The following is an 18,361-nucleotide window of genomic DNA, read 5'->3' as shown; positions in this document are numbered from 1 at the left end:
GCTTGCTCAATCTTTCGACGGCGACAGCGCGTGATGCGTCGAGCGACGACGTGAGAGGATCGCACCCATGAGCATCAGCCCCTGGCTCCGCGAGATCCTGCGCTGCCCGAAGTGCCTGGCCGAGCTGCGCGACGACACCGGCCCGACCGGGGGACCGGAGCTCGTGTGCATGAGCGACGAGTGCGGCCTGGCCTACCGGATCGACGACGGCATCCCGGTCCTGCTCGTCGACGAGGCGCGGGAGACACGCCAGTCCTGACGCGGATGCAAGACGTTCGGCGACAAGACGGGCAAATGCCCGATGTCAGCGCCGCGGAACCTTCATAGCCTCGGGCCCACCTGGTCGCGTAAAGGACGCGACCGGCAGGCAACCACACCGAGGGAGCAGCCATGGCCACCCAGCGCCGTCATAGAGGATCAGCACGGCTCGCGATCGCAGGACTCATCGTCGGGGCGCTCGCGTGGATGGGGGTTACGCCTGCCATCGCTGCTGAGGGTTCCGAAGTCTTCGTGTACACCGGCAACGATGCAGATCCCCTGGGAGTGGGTTATCTACAGTTGGGCGGCGCGGTCGGGCTTCCGGTCGTCGAGAGCTCCACCTTCCCGACGTATCTCTCGAGCTATGAGTGCATCCTTCTCCCAGTCAACAGGACCTCCTTCAGCCCAGGCATCACGTCCGCGCTTGTCGCATATGTCAATGGCGGCGGCAACCTTCTCGCGATAGGGGAGAATGACCTCAACTACGCGTCTGCGATCGAGACGATGAACGAGGTGTCCGCAGCAGTTGGCGCGTCCATGTCGTTGACCTATGAAAATATCGACCCGGGCGTGTTCGCCACCCACGAGATCGACGCATCACCGCTGACGGAGGGTGTCTCGTCGATCGGATACGCCGGCACGGCCGGAGTGGCGCTCGACGTCGATGGGACCGCACAGAGTCTGGTGCGTACTCGCCTTGGTGGAACCGCCCCGCGGACGACCTTTGTCGCGGCGGAGACGATCGGTGGTGGCACGTTCGTCCTGATGGGTGACCACATGCTGGCCGACAATCTGCTCGATCTGTTCGGCAACGACAACCTCGTTCTCGGAAGGAACCTGTGTACCGGGTCGCTGGTACAGCGATCGTTCGACGGGTTCATGGGTCCCGTGGACGAGGACGTCGTCAACACCGTGAAGGCCGGGGCGACGGTGCCGCTGCAGTTCCGCATCTTCGACGGCGACACGGAGATCACCGACCCCGCCGTGGTCGAGTCCTTCACCGTCACGCCGGTCACCTGCCCTGACGCAGCCGCTCCAGTTGACGAGGTCGAGTTCACCACGACAGGCAAGACCGAGCTGCGGTACACCAACGGAAAGTTCCAGCAGAACTGGAAGACGCCCAAAACGAAGGGCTGCTACCAGGTGACCGTCGCCACCACAGACGGAGCCACCCTGACCTCTGACTTCGTCCTTCGCTGACCCTGAGTGACCAGCGTGCGCCGGCATCGGGCATAGGCCGGAGTCGAGGACGTTGCAGCGGTCTCGGCAAGAAGACGGGCAAATGCCCGATGTCGGCGCCGTGGAGTCTTCATAGCCTCGGTTATCCGGTCGCGCAACGGCGCGACGGCCGGAGGACGACACCGAGGAGCAAACATGGCCACCCAGCAACGTCATCGAGGAACAGTCCGACTCGCGATCGCAGGACTGATCGCCGGGACACTCGCGTTCGCGGCGGGAACGCCAGCCGTGGCCGCCGAGGACGAGAAGATCCTCGTCTACACAGGCAACAACGCCTACACCGACGACGGCTACACCCGGTTCGGGCAAGCGGTTGGCCTGCCGGTGGAGACGAACTCCACGCTGCCGCAGGACTTGTCGGGGTACGCGTGCATCGTTCTACCGCTCAACAGGGCTCCCTTCAGCCCCGAGATCACAGACGCCTTCGTGGCCTTCGTCAACGAAGGCGGCAACCTCCTTGCCCAGGGAGATTCTCCCCCCGGTTTCGACGCTGCGAACACGAACATGAACCAAATTGCCCAAGCAGCAGGTGCGTCGATGTCGCTGACGAACCAGAGACTCGACTTACCTCCCCAGTTCACCACCCTCATTGACCCGTCTCCGTTGACCGACGGTGTCTCGTCCGTCGGATACGCGACGACAACGGCAGTCTCGCTCACCGTAGACGGGGCAGCTCAGAGCCTGGTGCGTATGCGTGAGGGCGGCGATGCACCCGGCACGACCTTCATCGCGGCGGAGACGGTTGGATCCGGCACCCTCGTACTTCTCGGAGATTCCAACGTCCTGAGCGACACCCTGGCGTGGATCTTCTACGCCGACCACGACAACGACGTGCTGGCCAAGAACCTCTGCCTCGGGTCACTGCAGCAGTACTCGTTCGAGGGGTTCTTCGGCCCGGTCGCCAAGGACGTTGTCAACACCGTCAAGGGCGGCTCCACCGTTCCGCTGCAGTTCCGCGTCTTCGACGGCGACACCGAGATCACCGACCCCGCCGTGGTCGAGTCCTTCACCGTCACTTCCGTCGTCTGCCCGGACGAGGACAGCCCGGCCGAGGAGGTCGAGTTCACAACGACCGGCAAGACCGAGCTGCGCTACGCCGACGGCAGGTTCCAGCAGAACTGGAAGACACCCAAGACCAAGGGCTGCTACCAGGTCACCGTCGCCACCACCGACGGAGCGGCCCTGACCGCCGACTTCGTCCTCCGCTGACCGCGAGGGATGGTCCTCGACCTCAGACAGCGTGAGGTCGAGCATCTCAGCCAGCGAGGCGAGCACCTCGCGGGGGCGGTCAGTTCGCGGGTGCCCCCTCAGGCGCTGCGGGTGCGCCACGAGTCTCCGCAAGTGCGGCTGTCAGTGACGCTGTCGCATACAGGGCCGAGGACTGCAGGTAGAGGACGAACATGATGCCGATCGGTGCCGCCAGCGCTCCGTACTGAGGTCTGTCGATGACCCAGCCCACGAGAAGGGCCATCACCTGCTTGAGGACCTCGATGGCCAGTGCTCCCACCGCGGCACCGGCGAGGAGGGGTGTGCGTGCTGGTCGGATGCCCCCGAGCCTGCCGAGCATCAGGTAGACGACAAGGAAGTTCAGCACCATCGTCAGCACCAGGGCGCCGGCAGTGAGCAGCAGCCTCGGACCGACCCAGTCAAGGTCGAAGGCATCGAGCAGCCTGCCGGCAAGGTCAGTGGTGAAGCTGGCGCTGACGAACGACAGCAGGATCAGCGGTGCGAGCGCGAGGAACCAGCCGAGAGCCCACAGCCGCACCCTGACGAAGTTTCGCGGGTTCTTCGCTGCGCCGTAGACCGCATGGAGAGAGCGGCTGGCAGCGAGCACCGCTCCTGTGGCGCCGTATAGCAGCGCGACGGCACTGATGATCGAGGTCGCCTGCGCGATGCTCCGCAGTTCCTCCGGGTCGATCCCGGAGCCGCCCACGAGACCCGGGAACGCCTCCGTGAGCGCCTCGGTGACATAGCGGGCGAGCTGCTCGGCCCCCACCGCAGCCGTCACGCCGTACGCCAGCGTCAGGACGGAGAACAGCGCGAGGAACAGGTAGTACGTCGTGCCGGCGGCAAGAAGTGTGGCGCGCGAGTGCGTGAAGCGAGTGATGGTCCGCATCCCGATGCCGACACCCGCACCGACTGGCCCCGAACGAGACTGCAGGAGACGCAGACGCTCTGGCACATCCCGGACGGGCGGGTCGACGCGCTCACCCGGAATGGGAGGGAGGTTCCGCGGGCCCTGCACGCTGCGACCGTACCGTGCCCCGAGACCCGCGTGGCGGCGACAGGTCGGCCGGTCAGGGTGACACGCTGGTCGCCACGCCTAACGCACCAGGTCGAGCACCTCGGCCCCCGGCAACGAGGCGAGCCCCTCGCCGGTGACGAGGATCTTGCTCTGCCGCAGCCCTGAGCCGATGACCGCCTCACCGGCCTCGACGACTCGGCGGTCGACGAGCACGGGCCAGTCCTCGGGCAGGCCGATGGGGGTGATCCCGCCGAACTCCATGCCGGTGAGCTGCACGGCGTCGTCGCGCGGGGCGAACGAGATCTTGCGGACGTCGAGCCGGCGCCGCACGACGTTGTTGATGTCGGCTCTGGTCGTGGCGAGCACCATGACCGCCGCGTAGCGCGTGACCTCCCCGCGCCGTCCCGCCACGACGACGCAGTTGGCGCTCGCCTCGGGCGCGACGTCGTAGGCGTCGCAGAACGCGGCCGTGTCCGCCAGCTCGGGGTCGATGGGTGCGACGAGGGCGTCCGGGGTGCCGCCGATGGCGGCCAGCACGGGGACGGCGAGCAGCTCGGGACGGTCGGTGGCCGGGGTCCAGTCGAGGGTTCCGCGCGCAGAAGGCATGACCCGACTGTATGCGCCGCGCCCTTCGCAGGTTTCGGCGCCTCGCGTGCGGGCCGGTAGAGTTGAGGGTCTATCCGGCGTGGGTGATACCCCGCAACCGTTCCGCTCAGTTGAGCGCGCCGGGTCCGCCACCTTCAACTCATCTTTGAGGAGATTCGTCGTGTCCTTCGACTACAAGGTCGCCGACCTGAGCCTGGCCGAGGCCGGCCGCCACCAGATCCGTCTCGCCGAGCACGAGATGCCGGGCTTGATGGCCCTGCGGGAGGAGTTCGGCGAGAGCCAGCCCCTCGCGGGCGCCAAGATCGCCGGCTCCCTGCACATGACCGTGCAGACCGCCGTGCTCATCGAGACGCTCACCGCGCTCGGTGCCGAGGTCCGCTGGGCCTCCTGCAACATCTACTCCACCCAGGACGAGGCGGCTGCCGCCATCGTCGTTGGCAACGGCACCGTCGAAGAGCCGGCCGGGGTGCCTGTCTTCGCCTGGAAGGGTGAGACTCTCGAGGAGTACTGGGAGTGCACCGAGGCCATCCTGACCTGGCCCGAGGGCGAGTTCGCCAACATGATCCTCGACGACGGCGGGGACGCCACGATGCTCGTCCACAAGGGCGTCGAGTGGGAGAAGGCCGGCCAGGTGCCGCCCACCACCGAGGAGGACTCCGAGGAGTTCGCGATCTTCAAGGCGCTCGTTCGCCGCACGATCGCCGAGGACCCGCAGAAGTGGACCCGCGTCGCGGCCGAGATCAAGGGCGTCACCGAGGAGACGACCACGGGTGTTCACCGGCTCTACGAGCTGGCCCGTGCCGGCGAGTTGCTCTTCCCAGCCATCAATGTCAATGACTCGGTCACGAAGAGCAAGTTCGACAACAAGTACGGCGTCCGGCACAGCCTTATCGACGGCCTCAACCGCGCGACCGACGTCCTCATCGGGGGCAAGGTTGCCGTCGTGGCTGGCTACGGTGATGTGGGCAAGGGCTGCGCCGAGAGCCTCCGCGGCCAGGGTGCGCGCGTCGTGATCACCGAGATCGACCCCATCTGTGCGCTGCAGGCGGCAATGGACGGATATCAGGTCGCCAAGCTGGAGAGCGTCCTCGAGCACGCCGACATCTTCGTCACCGCCACCGGGTGCTTCGACGTCATCACTGCGGAGCACATGGCACAGATGAAGAACAAGGCGATCGTCGCGAACATCGGTCACTTCGACAACGAGATCGACATGGCCGGCCTCGCCAAGTTGCCGGGCGTGACGAAGACCGAGATCAAGCCTCAGGTCCACGAGTGGACGTTCGAGGACGGCGACTCCATCATCGTGCTGTCCGAGGGGCGCCTGATGAACCTCGGTAACGCCACCGGTCACCCGAGCTTCGTGATGTCCAACTCGTTCTCGAACCAGACGATCGCCCAGATCGAGCTGTTCACAAAGCCCGAGGACTACGTCGACGAGGAGGGGAACCCCACCGTCGAGACGCTCCCCAAGCACCTCGACGAGAAGGTCGCTGAGCTCCACCTCGACGCCCTCGGCGTCGAGCTCACGGAGCTGACCAAGGAACAGGCCGAGTACCTCGGTGTCGACGTCGCCGGACCGTACAAGCCGGACCACTACAGGTACTGACCAGCCTGAGCAGCCACCCTTCGGTCGATGCCGACTGTGGGCTCCGCTGAGGCCGCTCATGCTGGCCGCGTAGAACGGCTTCTGGGCGTTGGTTTCCTAGTCGGCGTGCCGATCCTGCTGGCAGTCGTCCTTATCCAGCCCGTCCGCGATCCTGACACATACTTCCATATCCTTGGAGGACGCCACCTCCTCCAAACGGGTTCCTTTGCCGGCAGCGAGACATTCTCCCGGTATGCGACAGAACCCTGGGTGCTTCACGAATGGTTTGGGCAGGTGCTGCTGTTCGGCGCTTATGCGGTCTTTGACTATCCGGGCGTTGCGTGGCTGAGTGGCACATTTGCGCTGATTCTCTTCTGCGCTCTCTTTGTTAGCTGTCGGCTGCACAGCCGGACGGTCGTTGCTCTTGGGGCGTCTCTCATCGCTTTCGCCGCCGCTGCTGGATCCATCTCCCCTCGCCCCCAAGTCCTTAGCTTCGTCTTCCTATCCATCACCGTCGCCTCGTGGGACTGGGCGAGCCGACAGGGCAAGTTGCCCTGGTGGCTCGTGCCAATGGCGTGGATCTGGGCGTGCAGTCACGGCTTCTGGTTCCTTGGCCCACTCGTGGGATTCACGGTGATCGCCGGAACCGTGTGTGACCAACGCAAGTGGACTCGTCAACACACACGGATGCTCATGATTCCAGTCGCGCAGTTCTTCGCCTCTGCGCTAACACCGCTTGGGCTTGAACTCTTCACGGTCGGAGCCGGCATGGCCCCATATACCCGATACGTGACCGAGTGGCAACGACCTGAGTTGACGGAGTACTCGGTTCTCCTGGTGCTGGCCTCGGCCGGCCTTGTGGTTGCCGGGTGGGCGACCAAGCGTCTTGCCTTCTCGTGGGGCGATCTCCTACTCATGGCCGGCGGGGTGCTTAGTGCCTTGGTCACTGCAAGGACGATTGCAGTGGGCGCTGTCCTTGTGGCTCCGCTGGCCGCTAAGGCGGTTCAAGCGCTCGCCCCACGCCCGGCGACTGTCTCGGCGCGTTGGGATCTTCGGTGGCTCTTGACCGGAGCAGCCGTGGGTTCACTCCTGCTTGCGTTCGCTCTGCCGCAGACGGCTGCCCGACCCGCGGTTCCCACAGGACTGAGTTCTTCGCTCGCCTCACTCCCTGAAGGCACGGGTGTCATCAACGAGTACACCCTCGGCGGCTGGTTGCTTCTTGAGCATCCCAACGTCGAACCGGTGATCGACGGTCGTGCTGATGTGTACGCCATCCAGTGGTTCGCTGCATTCATGGAGGCGAATGCAGGTGGTGAGGCGTGGAGGGGCTTTGTCTCCAGGAGCGGAGCCTTGCGGGCCCTGGTCAAGGACGGCGACCCGCTCGCCAACCTCCTGAAGCAAGAAGAGGGATGGTGCGTCGTCGCTGCCGATCGAGGCTACGTGCTGCTCGCGAGCCCCCGACTGTGCAACAGTGATCCACAACACCAAGGCACTCGTCCGAACGGGTGATCCGTGTGCGTTCTTGTAGTTCGCCCGAGTTCAAGAGGAAGTAAAGTCGGTGCTGCCGGGCCAACCGGACCCGACTCTGCCAGGTCGAAAGGACCAACCATGCTTAAGGCCCTTGTCAAGTTCCAGAACCGTGAGCGCGGTGCGACCGCCGTCGAGTACGGCATCATGGTCGCCCTCATCGCCGCGATCATCGTTGTGGTTGTCACGACGTTGGGCACCGAGGTGAACGCCGCCTTCCAGCGTGTCGTGAACGCCCTGCCCAACCCCTGACCCTCACACAGAGCGAGCCGCCGGCGTCGGTTGCTGCTGCAACTTCGGACATAGTTTCGACCAATCGGAAAGCGAGCACTCACCGCATGGGCCGTCCGGATGGCGAAGGCGGAGCCACCGCGGTGGAGTATGCCATCATGGCCAGCCTGATAGCGGCCGTGATCGTGGGAGTAGTCACCACGCTGGGAAACAGTGTGGTCGCGTTGTTCAATTCTGCTGTAGCTGCTTTCTGAAGTCGCCATGTACCGTGCTGAAGTAAAACGATTTGAAGTGGAATCTGGCGCCGCGGCAGTCGAGTTCGCCATTCTCCTTCCTATCCTGATTATTATTCTCGGCGGGATCATCGACGTCGGGCGTTTGCTCTACTACGACATAACTGCCTCAAATGCTGCGCGCGAAGGTGTGAGGATGGTTGCGTTGGGCATGCCAGCCGACGCTCCCACTCGTGCCATGGCAAGTGTCCCCGATTCGATTGAGGGTCAGTTCACATTTCCGTCCGCCGGGCCCTGTGCTGCTGGGGCTATCGCTACGTATGCAGTAAGTTCAGAATTCACCTGGATACTGCTCGATGCGTTCGTGCCCCTAGCCAGTCCAAACGTCTACGCGGAAGCCGCGATGGCTTGTGGGGGTTGAATGATCATCCTTGACAATTGGCCTCGCGCACATGAGCGGGGAGCAGTCTCGACGATAGTCGTGGTTCTCTTCTCGATGGGCGCTCTGTTTGGCTTCCTGGCTCTCTCAATCGATTTCGGTCGAACAGTGCTGGAACGCAGGGAACTACAAAACGGAGCCGACGCGGGGGCGCTCGCAGCTGCCAGAGTCTGCGCCGATAACCCGTCAGCCTGCACCCAGGATTCATTACTAGCTTCCGTGGGACAACTGATCGACGATAATGCGAGTGATATCGAGGGGCATAACGCGGAAGTCTGCGGGCCGGCACTCGGCGTTTCCTGCCCACTGCCCGATGTGAGCAACCTCGAGGTATGTCCTGAGGTGCCAGCAGGGTTCACGCAGTATGTCGAAGTTCATACTAGTACCGCATCGGCTGAGGGCGACTATATCTCCAATCTGTTTGGCGCAGCCAGCGGTGGCCAGGATCGATCAGTAGTCGAAGCCTGCGCTCGTGCGGCGTGGGGACCTCCTGGCGATACAGGAACGACGTTTCCACTCACTATTCGTCAGTGCAACTGGAACGCTGTCACTCAGAATGGAACTAGTTTCGCACCCAGCCCTCCCTACTCTCCGGCGCACGTGACGCCGGACGCTGCCCCGACAGCGGCCGTCCCTGACGCAGTTTCGCCGTACGTGACGCACATCCTCGCTCACGCCACTGGCAATCCAAGTGATGCCTGCGGGCCGACGAAGTACACCCCTGGGGGCTTTGGCTGGCTCAGCGACGGCGCCACTTCGGACTGCCGCGCCGTATTCTCGAGTAATGGCACGGCCCCAGGTGATTCGGGCGCAGCTCCTACCCAAGGATGCAAGAACGACGGCATGAAGCAATGGGTTGGAAAGGAAGTGCTAATTCCGGTATTTTCAGGAGTGTCCGGAACGGGGTCTAGTACAACGTACACACTGGCGGGGATATCATCGTTCTTCTTCGCCGGCTGGTCTGAGATGCAAACAGCGAATCCTTCGAAAGACTACGGTGTCTACATCAGGCCAGACCGTCTGCCGGGAAGTTCCGAGAATGATATGTGCATGATGCTCGATCCCCCGCCCAATCAACTTAAGAAGGCTACGTGCATTTGGGGCTGGTTCACGTCGCCAATCCTGCCTGTTGGATCAATCGATCCGACTGCACCGACACGCGGCCCACTCATTATTCAGATGGCTGGCTAGAATGCCTCGTCTAGACGTCCACGACCCTGATGTTTGGAATGAGGAATAATGGGTAAGCGCATCATTGCCATCCTCGCCGCAGTGCTTCTTGCTCTGATCGGGGCGGTGCTTGTCCTGTTGTACGCCGCGAACGCGGACGAGCGCGCAGTGCAAGCGCAGGCCCCGACGACCGTATACGTGTCTCAAGACCGGGTCCCGGCTGGGCTATCCCTGCGGGAGGCGGTACGCACCGGTCGCATTGTCGAGACACAGGTCCCGTCGGCATCAAAGCCAGAAGGTGCGCTCGAGAGCATCGACGGGACAACCGCGTCTCTCCTTGCGCTCACGGATCTTCCTCCTGGCCAAGTCGTCCTCGCAGCCGCCTTCGGAGAGACGCCCGAGGGCATCAGGAAAGTCAATGTCCCGGCCGACATGCTTGCGGTGTCCGTTGAGTTATCCGATCCCGCGCGCGTCGGCACGTTTGTGACTCCGGGGAGCCGGATCACGATCTTCGCGACCTATGAACTCAAGTCACTGGAAACAACTGATGACGCAGACCAGTTCAACGAACTAGGCTTTAGCGAGACTTCAGTCTGGTTGCCGGATGTTGAAGTTCTGGCGATGGGCGAGGAGTCCCTCACCCCGACCCTTCGTCCGGCCGATGGCGAAGGGGATGAGGGCAACCAACCGTCGAACCAGGCCCCTAGTTATTTGGTGACAGTCGCAGTAACGCCGCGGGATGCGGCCAAGCTCGTGCACGGAATCAACCAGTACGTGCTTTACCTCGGTCTTCGTGGTGAGGACGCGCAGGTCGCGGAACAGTACTTCGGGGACGTAGAACGTGACAGGATTCCACAGTGATCCTCTATTGGGATTCCTCACCTGGGAGCATCGAGAACTACCGCTTTGCTCTCGGGTCTCAGGCGATGTCGCTCGATTCCGCAAGTCTGACCTTTCGTGCCCTGCACGAGAACGCTGCTGCTGACCACCTGGTGATCGGGCCCGGCGTTTCCCTGGAGAGCGCCATGGGCCTTGCGGAAGAGATACGAGTCGAACGGCCTGACGTGGGTGTCCTTCTCATTCGGCAGCGTCTCGATGTCACTACTCTGTCGCAGGCCCTTCGGGTGGGCGTTCGGGAGGTCGTTGCCGCGGATGACCAGTCGGCTCTCGTAGAGGCGCTGCGGCGGAGCCGCGACCTGTCCGCTCGGATGGCCGGCGTCAGCCCGGGTGGCGCATCGTTCGGCAAGGTCATCACAGTCTTCTCTGCCAAAGGGGGAGTGGGCAAGACGACCCTGGCAACCAACGTGGCTGCGTTGCTCGCAAAAGCTGGCCGTCGGACGCTACTGGTAGATCTCGACCTCGCCTTCGGAGATGTGGCGATTAGCCTGCACCTCGCCCCCACCAGGACGGTCAGCGAAGCGCGAGCGATGACCGGGCACCTCGACCTCGAGGGTTTGGAGTCGCTCGTCACACGTCATGATCCAAGCGGCCTCGACGTGCTTTGCGCCCCGCAGGATCCCGGGGATGCGGATCGTTTGCCGCCGACTCTCGTTGCGGAGATTCTTCGGGTGGCCCGCGGCAGCTTCGACTACATCATCGTCGATACGCCCCCGTCTTTCACCGAGCACGTCCTAGCAGCGGTGGATGTAAGCGACCTATTGATCCTGATCGCTACGCTCGACATCCCGGCCGTCAAGAACCTCCGCGTCGCACTAGACACACTCGACGCCCTCGGCAGCCCGAAAGAGAGTCGCATCATCGTGCTCAACCGGTCTGACGCCAAGGTCGGCCTGAACCCGGACGACGTCGTCGGCGCCATCCACAGTCCGATCAGCGTTCAGATCCCGGGCTCAATCGCTGTGCCCGCCGCGGTGAATCGCGGCGTGTCACTTGCATTGGAGGAGCCTCGACATCCTGTCAGTGTCGCCCTTGCCGACCTCGCAGACCGCGAGATCCGTGTGCGCTTCGGCGAAGACCTGACCACCGCACCCGCCCGTCGAAGAGGACTGTTCAGGAGCAGGACATGAGTCTCGCCGATCGTCTCGACACAGCTCGCCGATCCCAAGCGCCACCACAGGCCACCACCTCGGGGACGACGGCGCGGCGGAGGGTGCGTGATCCGTTTGCCGACCTCAAGGGTCGGGTGCACGAGAACCTCATCGACCGACTCGGTCCGCGCCTCTATGATCCCCACCTGCCCGAGTCTGAGTTGGCTGCCCAGGTCCGCAGCACCTTGCAGGAGGTCATGGATCGTGAGGAGACGCCGCTGTCGGTGGCTGACCGAACGCGCATCGCACAGGAGGTCTCCGACGAGATTCTCGGGCATGGTCCGTTGGAGCCGCTACTTCGAGACACTGAGATCACCGAGATCATGGTCAACGGTGCTGACAGCATCTATATCGAACGCCAGGGGAAGATCCACCCCGTCGAGGCGCGCTTCACCAACGAGGCTCACCTGAGGCGCGTCATTGACAAGATCGTCGGACGGATCGGTCGTCGCATCGACGAAGCCAGCCCTCTGGTCGATGCGCGACTGCCGGACGGATCACGGGTCAACGCGGTCATCGCCCCAGTGGCCCTGGATGGTGCGATGCTCACCATTCGAAAGTTCTCCGCGGATCCGTTCACGGACCGCGATCTCATCGCCTTCGGGACCTTCAGTCCCGGCGTCCGCGACTTCCTCAGGGCGTGCGTCATCGGTCGACGCAACATCGTCATCAGCGGTGGAACGGGATCGGGCAAGACCACGACTCTCAACGTCCTCTCGTCGTATCTTCCCGGCGACGAGCGCATCATCACCATCGAGGATGCCGCCGAGCTGCAACTGCACCAGGACCATGTCGTGCGTCTGGAGTCGCGGCCCTCCAACATCGAGGGCCGAGGTGAGATCTCGATCCGAGATCTCGTGCGCAACGCGCTGCGGATGCGTCCGGACCGGATCGTCGTCGGCGAGGTCCGGGACGGCGCTGCTCTGGACATGCTTCAGGCGATGAACACAGGTCACGACGGGTCGATCACGACGGTGCACGCCAACAGCCCGCGTGACTCGTTGGCACGTCTCGAGACGATGGTCCTCATGGCCGGCGTCGAGCTGCCAGTGCGGGCGATCCGGGAGCAGGTGGTCGGGGCCCTCGACCTCATCGTGCAGCAGGCGAGGCTCAAGGACGGCTCTCGTCGCATCGTCCAAATTACCGAGGTCGTCGGCATGGAGGGCGACGTCGTGACTCTGCAGGACCTCTTCACCTTCGACTGGGGGGCCGGCCGGGACGAAGCCGGGCGCTACCGGGGTCAGCTAGTGAGCACGGGCATTCGTCCCAAGTTCGCCCAGGACCTGGTCGACCTCGGAGTCGACCTCCCGACCACGTTGTTCACGTTCAGTTCGCAATGAGACGACAGCGGCGCTCCATCGTCGACCCATGGTGGCTCCTGTGGCTCGCACTGGTCGTCCTAGGCGTGCAGACCGCCTCAGCAGATATCGACCTCGCGGATGCAGCGCTCACTGGGACCTCGGTGGGCGAGCAGTCGGTCACGACCACACTCACCGTCCGGGGAGCACCCGGCCCCATCGATGAAGAATCGCTGTCGGTCAGGCTCGGAGGTGACGAGACCACGTTCGCGGTCTCCCCGGCAGCGAGTGTCCCCCGCACTACAATGCTCGTCATCGACACGAGCGGGTCGATGGGAGCGCAGGGAATGGCGGTCGTCCGGGAGGCAGTTCGGGGCTTCCTGGACGAACTGCCAGACGATGTCCAGGTGGGCGTGGTCAGCTTCGCGGACACGGCTGGCGTCGACCTCGCGCCCACCCTCGATCGAGAGGCCGTGCTCGAGTGGGTGGACGGGCTCAACTCGGATGGATACACCGCGCTGTACCAGGGCGTACAGACGGCGGTAGATGCTCTCGGTACCGAAGGAGAGCGGAGCATCATCCTCCTCAGCGACGGGGGCGACACAGTCACCGCTCGCGATGGGGGTCCTGGCGCCGACGCGGAAGCGCGAGCGGCGACCGTGGCGGCTGTGCGTGAGGGGGGTGTACGGGTCGAGGTCGTTGCCTTCAAGGAGAGCGACGAGGCTCGGGACGACGTCGTGGCCGACCTGGCGGCTGCCGGGGGTGGCTCCGTCGCCGATGCCTCCGATGGCGCCGCGGTGACCGCGGCGTTCGAGGCTGCCGCTCAGGCGTTCTCATCCCAGCTGGTCCTCACAGTCGACAGGCCGGAGGGTGCCTCCGGCAGCCAATCACTCGGGGTAGACGGGGTGGCCGGTGGAGTGCCATTCACGGCCCAGTCAACCGTCGATCTCGGTGCGGCCGGATCGGCCCCACCCCCGGGCACCGCGTCGCCGACTCCTCCGGCCCTTGAAACGGCCGGAACGACCGGCGGGGCGGGTGGTGTATCCCGGGGTCCGCTGGGCATCAGCTTGCTCCTTCTCGCCGCTGCAGGCATCTTCCTCGGGACGTTCGTCCTCGTCATGGCCTTGCTCTCCCCCGGCCTTCGGAGCCGCAAATCCGAACGTCTCGAGGCGATCGAGCAGTTCCGGGCCGGCGTGGTCGCGACCAGGGCGACCTCACGGGCCCAGGCGACCTCCGTGACCGAGCAGCTCGTCGGTGCTGGCGATCGCTTGATGGCCGGCCGCAGACATACGAGCCGGACAATGGCCCTCATCGAGCGCGCCGATCTGCCACTGCGCGCAGGTGAGTGGCTTCTCGTCCGGATCATCTCGGTCGTGATCGTGGCCTCGCTCGGCTATCTCGTCCTCTCGGGACGGTCCGGACTGCTCGGGCTGGTGGTCGGTGCAGTCATCGGGCTGGTCCTCCCGTCCGTGGTTCTGCGGGTCATGGCTGCACGGCGGGCCAGACGTTTCGAGCAGACCTTGCCCGACGTGATGATGCTCGTCGCGACCAGTCTGTCGAGCGGGTTCTCCCTCCTACAGGCACTCGATGCGGTCGCCAAGGATGCACCAGCTCCTGCCGACAAGGAGTTCTCGCGGGCGCTGGCGCAGGCTCGCATCGGCGCTGACGTGGCCGATGCCCTGGACACGGTCGCGACGCGCATGGACAGCGAGAACCTTCGCTGGGCCACCATGGCCATCCGAATCCAGCGCGAGGTCGGTGGCAACCTCGCGGAGACGCTCCGGACCACGGCCGCGACTCTTCGGGAGCGTGAGTACCTCAAACGCCATGTCAGCGCACTATCCGCTGAAGGTCGGCTCTCGGCGTATGTCCTCATCGCTCTGCCGCTCGGTCTGATGGCCTACATGACGATGGTCAACTACGAGTACGTCAGTCTACTGTGGACCAGGGCCCTCGGGATCCTCATGCTGGTCGTTGCCTTCATCCTGCTCATCATCGGCATCTTCTGGATGCGCAAAGTCGTCCAGATCGAGGTATGACGTCAGTGACCGTTCTGATCCTCGCCGTGCTCCTCATCGCCATCGCGGTGGGCGTGATCGTGCTCGCCGTCTCCCTGGGATCGGGACAGACGACCGGCGTCGCCAGGTCTCTCGAGCTGGTGAACTACCGGCCGGACTCCAGGTCGGCGAGTCGCCATGAGCTGCCGGCGAGAGACCGATTGTTTCTTCCCATTTTGGACGGAACCAGAGCGATAGCCGAACGGTTGTCTCCGACAGGCACCGGGGACCGCCTCGCGAGATCTCTCGACCGGGCCGGCAACCCGGAACCGTGGACTCCGGATCGGGTCATGGGTGCCAAGGGTCTCGGTCTGCTCCTCGGGGCACTCTTCGCCCTGTTCATCTGGGGACTCAACCCGCGCGGGATCCTGTTCGCCGTCATCGCTGCAACCGCCGGCTTCTTCCTGCCGGACCTGCTCGTCTACAATGCAGCACTGCGCCGGCAGGAGCAGCTGCAGAAGGGCTTCGCCGACGCTCTCGACATGCTGACGGTCTGCGTCGAGGCGGGGCAGGGGTTCGACGCCGCGATCCGGCAGGTGGCGCAGACCGTCCCCGGGCCGATCGGCGGTGAGTTCGCCCGAGTCCTCTCCGAGATCCAGATCGGCAAGTCACGGGCCGAGGCATTCTCCGACCTCGGCGAGCGCGCTGTCGTGCCCGAGGTCAAGAACTTCGTGAGTGCGCTCGTGCAGGCCGACCGGATGGGCATCCCCATTGCCGCGGTGCTACGAGAGCAGACCAAGGAGATGCGAGTCGTCCGCCGTCAGCGGGCCGAGGAGAAGGCACAGAAGGTCACGGTCAAGATCCTCTTCCCGCTGCTGTTCTGCATCTTCCCGACGATCTTCGTCGTCATCATCGGACCCGGGATCATCCGGATCGTCGACGCGTTCTCCGGCTTCTGATCAGCGGCCCTGGCGGGGTTTGATCAGGCCAAGCTGGATGGCCTTCATGATCGCCCCGGCGCGGTTGTGGACGCCGAGCTTGTCATAGACCTTCCCGATGTGGGTCTTGACCGTCGACTCACTCATGAAGAGCGACTGAGAAACACCCGAGACCTTATGTCCCTCGGCGAGCAGCTCGAGCACCTCGAGCTCGCGCGGTGAGAGCCGGGGGAGCGACTCGCGCCGGACGAGGGCGTCCTCCAGGTTATGGGCGCGGAAGACGGTGGGCTTCTCCACCGCGAGGCGCACCGCAGCCAGAACCTTCGCCGCACCCTCCGACTTGAGCACCAGCGACGAGGCCCCGGCTTCACGAGCAGCCATCAACGTGGCGTCGTCGTCGTACATCGTCAGCACGACTAGGCCAATGGTCGAGGACTTCGCGCGGATCTGTTTGACGAGGTTCAGGCCGCTGCCGTCCGGGAGGCTGACGTCGACGATGACGACATGGGCCTGCGTCTCACCGAGCACCTGGACCGCCTCACGCAGGGAGCCGGCGTGGGCGACGATGCGGATCGGGCGCTGGCCGTCCTCGACCGTCTCGAGGAACTGCGCCAGCATCTCGACGATCATCGCGTGGTCCTCGACCATGACGACGCGGACCGGCGCAGGGTCAATGGCAGGAGACCGCCCGGGCGGTGCGGCTGTCATTGCTGCAAGGACCTCCTCGGCAGTGGCACGGCGAGGGTCGGATAGGCGGAGTCACCGGTCACGGGCTCGGCTCCCGTCCCCCCAGGAACAGCGTCATCATGCCCGTTCGATAAGGACCGTGTCGACCAAGAGTCGGAGGATTCGTCCGTTGAGAGGGTGTCGACAACGGGGTGCGCGGGGGGCGGCGCCTCCGCTCCGAGACCGATCTCGAGATAGAGCCCCTGCGGAACGAGGGAGTCGACGATGACCGCGCCATGAGCCAGGAGAGGGTGAGAGACATAGGAGTCTGCGGTGATCAAGGTCGCGCCGTCGTGCTGGAAGACGATGCGGGCGTTGGGAGCCGATAGCCAGACGTTCCAGTCGACGAAACTCGCCCCGGTCGCCCGAGCATCGTTGAGGACCTCGAGGGCCGCACGTTGGACCTGCATCTCGACGTGGGCCGGGAAGCGGAAGGGGCTCTCGTCGAGCGTCATGGTCGTGCGCACATTCGTGTTCGACGTGAACTCCTGCAGTGCGCGCGACAGCATGGCGCCCAGTGAGACTCCCGGCCGTTCGACCATGCGGAGTGTCGAGATCTGGCTCCGGATGTCGCCGAGCGAATCGCGCATCATCGTGCGCAGTGACTCCAGGCCGCGCCGCATCGGGGAGTCCTCCGGAGCCTGCTCGATGAGCGTGTCCACCGAGAACGCGAGGGCGGCGAGCTCCTGGGCCACGCCGTCGTGCATGTCCCGCGCCAGGCGGGCCCGCTCCTCGATCGCGGCACGGCCCCGGAGCCGGGAGAACAGCAGACCGACCTCGAGCATCGGGGTGACACGGTGAGCGACCGCCTCGACATGCCGCTGCTCGTCGGCGGAGAACGGCTGGGTGGAGCGATCCAGGGCGATCATGCCGACGAGCGTGTCGTCGGCCGTCGCTATGGGGACGGTCATGATGAACGATCGCTCGGGGGAGATGCCAAAGGCGCCACGCATCGGCACGCCCTCTGACCAGGTGCGGTGCAGGATCGACCACGACTCAGTCGGGGACGGCCACGGCATCCGGGTGTGGCCGCGCAGCCCCACCACAACGGCGTGGTCGTCGGTGCGGAGCAGAACGGCGCCTCTGCCGATCTCGAGCTCCTCCGAGATGTCCTCCAACGCGGAGTCGCCGAGGGCCGGGATGTCGAAGCCGGTCTCGAGGGTGTCGGCGAGAGACCCGAGCCGCGTGAGCAGGGCCTTGGCCTCGAGTGCAGCAGCCGCCTCCGGGTCGAGTGGCGGCTGGTGCCAGCGCTTCGCGATGAGCGCGGCGAGGAAGGCGATGCCCATCCACCCGAGGACGGCCGCACCCTCGTAGACGTGCTCGACGTCCACGATCGTCATGAGGAAGCCGACGATGAGGCTGATCCACCCGACGATGAGGGTGCCCATGAAGCCGGAGTACAAGCCGCCGTGGATCGCCGCGACGAGCAGCAGGAGGAGCGCCTCGGAGCCGACGACCTGCAAACCGGTCATGCTCAGTGCGGTGAGGAAGACCGTGGCGACCGGCATCCAGATCCGAGCGTCCTCGGGTCGCCAGTACCGGACCATCATCGACATCCCGTCGAGTGCGGTCACGGCGAGCGCCCACGGGAGGATGTCGAAGAAGTCGCCGCTGAGGAACGCGATGCCGACGGCGGCGAGCGAGAGGCTCAGCCGGAGGACGAGCCCGAATCCGGGCATCCGGTGCGGCCGGAACCAAAACGCGCCTTCCATCGCTCCAGTCTGTAGTGCCTAGTTGAGTTTGTCCTCGCCAGAGTGCTCCGGCGCGCCGGAATAGAGCCGAACTGCTGATGCCCCGACGGGTCTCGGGAACTCCTCG

18 protein-coding genes are annotated in these 18,361 nt (G+C 64.7%); 14 read left to right on the top strand and 4 right to left on the bottom strand.

Annotation, left to right across the window (positions count from 1 at the left end; all coding sequences use genetic code 11):
• Positions 1 to 67 precede the first annotated feature (67 nt).
• The 3 genes from GA707_RS16845 to GA707_RS16835 all read left to right on the top strand — a co-directional run bounded on the left by GA707_RS16845 (position 68) and on the right by GA707_RS16835 (position 2,706).
• Positions 68 to 259 carry a Trm112 family protein gene (locus GA707_RS16845; protein WP_152179618.1) on the top strand — a complete coding sequence of 64 codons (192 nt, stop codon included), beginning with the start codon at positions 68 to 70 and terminating at the stop codon, positions 257 to 259.
• A 131-nt stretch (positions 260 to 390) separates the two neighbouring features.
• A complete protein-coding gene (locus GA707_RS16840) occupies positions 391 to 1,458 on the top strand; it encodes a PxKF domain-containing protein (protein ID WP_152179617.1) in 1,068 nt (355 codons plus the stop codon).
• A gap of 174 nt (positions 1,459 to 1,632) precedes the next feature.
• On the top strand, positions 1,633 to 2,706 hold the full coding sequence (locus tag GA707_RS16835; protein WP_152179616.1) for a PxKF domain-containing protein: 1,074 nt from the start codon (positions 1,633 to 1,635) through the stop codon (positions 2,704 to 2,706).
• 79 nt (positions 2,707 to 2,785) lie between these two features.
• Here GA707_RS16835 and GA707_RS16830 read toward each other — a convergent pair whose 3' ends face one another.
• Together GA707_RS16830 and GA707_RS16825 are read right to left on the bottom strand one after the other, a co-directional pair.
• Positions 2,786 to 3,613 carry a YihY/virulence factor BrkB family protein gene (locus GA707_RS16830; protein WP_152179615.1) on the bottom strand — a complete coding sequence of 276 codons (828 nt, stop codon included), beginning with the start codon at positions 3,611 to 3,613 and terminating at the stop codon, positions 2,786 to 2,788.
• 207 nt (positions 3,614 to 3,820) lie between these two features.
• Complete coding sequence (locus GA707_RS16825) at positions 3,821 to 4,348, bottom strand: YbaK/EbsC family protein (RefSeq protein WP_152179614.1); 528 nt, start codon at positions 4,346 to 4,348, stop codon at positions 3,821 to 3,823.
• Positions 4,349 to 4,508: 160 nt separating this feature from the next.
• Here GA707_RS16825 and ahcY point away from each other — a divergent pair, with 160 nt between their 5' ends.
• The 11 genes from ahcY to GA707_RS16770 all read left to right on the top strand — a co-directional run bounded on the left by ahcY (position 4,509) and on the right by GA707_RS16770 (position 15,838).
• Positions 4,509 to 5,957, top strand: a complete 1,449-nt coding sequence (gene ahcY / locus GA707_RS16820; RefSeq protein WP_152179613.1) for an adenosylhomocysteinase — start codon at positions 4,509 to 4,511, stop codon at positions 5,955 to 5,957.
• Between the two features lie 27 nt (positions 5,958 to 5,984).
• Positions 5,985 to 7,445, top strand: coding sequence for a hypothetical protein (locus tag GA707_RS16815; RefSeq protein WP_152179612.1), 1,461 nt, complete (start codon positions 5,985 to 5,987; stop codon positions 7,443 to 7,445).
• Positions 7,446 to 7,544: 99 nt separating this feature from the next.
• Positions 7,545 to 7,715, top strand: a complete 171-nt coding sequence (locus GA707_RS16810; RefSeq protein WP_152179611.1) for a Flp family type IVb pilin — start codon at positions 7,545 to 7,547, stop codon at positions 7,713 to 7,715.
• An 86-nt stretch (positions 7,716 to 7,801) separates the two neighbouring features.
• Entirely contained in the window at positions 7,802 to 7,948 is a 147-nt protein-coding gene (locus GA707_RS16805; RefSeq protein WP_152179610.1) for a Flp family type IVb pilin, read from the top strand.
• Between the two features lie 7 nt (positions 7,949 to 7,955).
• The gene (locus tag GA707_RS16800) at positions 7,956 to 8,348 is read left to right on the top strand and encodes a TadE/TadG family type IV pilus assembly protein (protein WP_152179609.1); all 393 of its coding nucleotides are present in this window, start codon (positions 7,956 to 7,958) and stop codon (positions 8,346 to 8,348) included.
• Complete coding sequence (locus tag GA707_RS21855; protein WP_152179608.1) at positions 8,349 to 9,557, top strand: pilus assembly protein TadG-related protein; 1,209 nt, start codon at positions 8,349 to 8,351, stop codon at positions 9,555 to 9,557.
• 48 nt (positions 9,558 to 9,605) lie between these two features.
• On the top strand, positions 9,606 to 10,397 hold the full coding sequence (locus tag GA707_RS16790; protein ID WP_152179607.1) for a Flp pilus assembly protein CpaB: 792 nt from the start codon (positions 9,606 to 9,608) through the stop codon (positions 10,395 to 10,397).
• Positions 10,394 to 11,563: an AAA family ATPase gene (locus GA707_RS16785; RefSeq protein ID WP_152179606.1), complete on the top strand. Its 1,170-nt coding sequence runs from the start codon at positions 10,394 to 10,396 to the stop codon at positions 11,561 to 11,563. The genes GA707_RS16790 and GA707_RS16785 overlap by 4 nt, the downstream gene beginning before the upstream one ends.
• On the top strand, positions 11,560 to 12,924 hold the full coding sequence (locus GA707_RS16780) for a CpaF family protein (RefSeq protein ID WP_152179605.1): 1,365 nt from the start codon (positions 11,560 to 11,562) through the stop codon (positions 12,922 to 12,924). Before GA707_RS16785 ends, GA707_RS16780 begins: the two co-directional genes overlap by 4 nt.
• Complete coding sequence (locus tag GA707_RS16775) at positions 12,921 to 14,921, top strand: type II secretion system F family protein (RefSeq protein WP_152179604.1); 2,001 nt, start codon at positions 12,921 to 12,923, stop codon at positions 14,919 to 14,921. Before GA707_RS16780 ends, GA707_RS16775 begins: the two co-directional genes overlap by 4 nt.
• A 5-nt stretch (positions 14,922 to 14,926) precedes the next feature.
• Entirely contained in the window at positions 14,927 to 15,838 is a 912-nt protein-coding gene (locus GA707_RS16770; RefSeq protein ID WP_226963892.1) for a type II secretion system F family protein, read from the top strand.
• Here the strand turns inward: GA707_RS16770 and GA707_RS16765 are convergent, their stop codons facing one another.
• The gene (locus GA707_RS16765) at positions 15,839 to 16,525 is read right to left on the bottom strand and encodes a response regulator transcription factor (protein ID WP_152179602.1); all 687 of its coding nucleotides are present in this window, start codon (positions 16,523 to 16,525) and stop codon (positions 15,839 to 15,841) included.
• Positions 16,522 to 18,255: a GAF domain-containing sensor histidine kinase gene (locus tag GA707_RS16760; protein ID WP_152179601.1), complete on the bottom strand. Its 1,734-nt coding sequence runs from the start codon at positions 18,253 to 18,255 to the stop codon at positions 16,522 to 16,524. Before GA707_RS16760 ends, GA707_RS16765 begins: the two co-directional genes overlap by 4 nt.
• Positions 18,256 to 18,361: the final 106 nt, after the last annotated feature.

The organism is Nostocoides sp. F2B08 (assembly GCF_009184895.1).
GTDB lineage: Bacteria > Actinomycetota > Actinomycetes > Actinomycetales > Dermatophilaceae > F2B08.
This window is presented reverse-complemented; position numbering and strand designations above follow the sequence as displayed.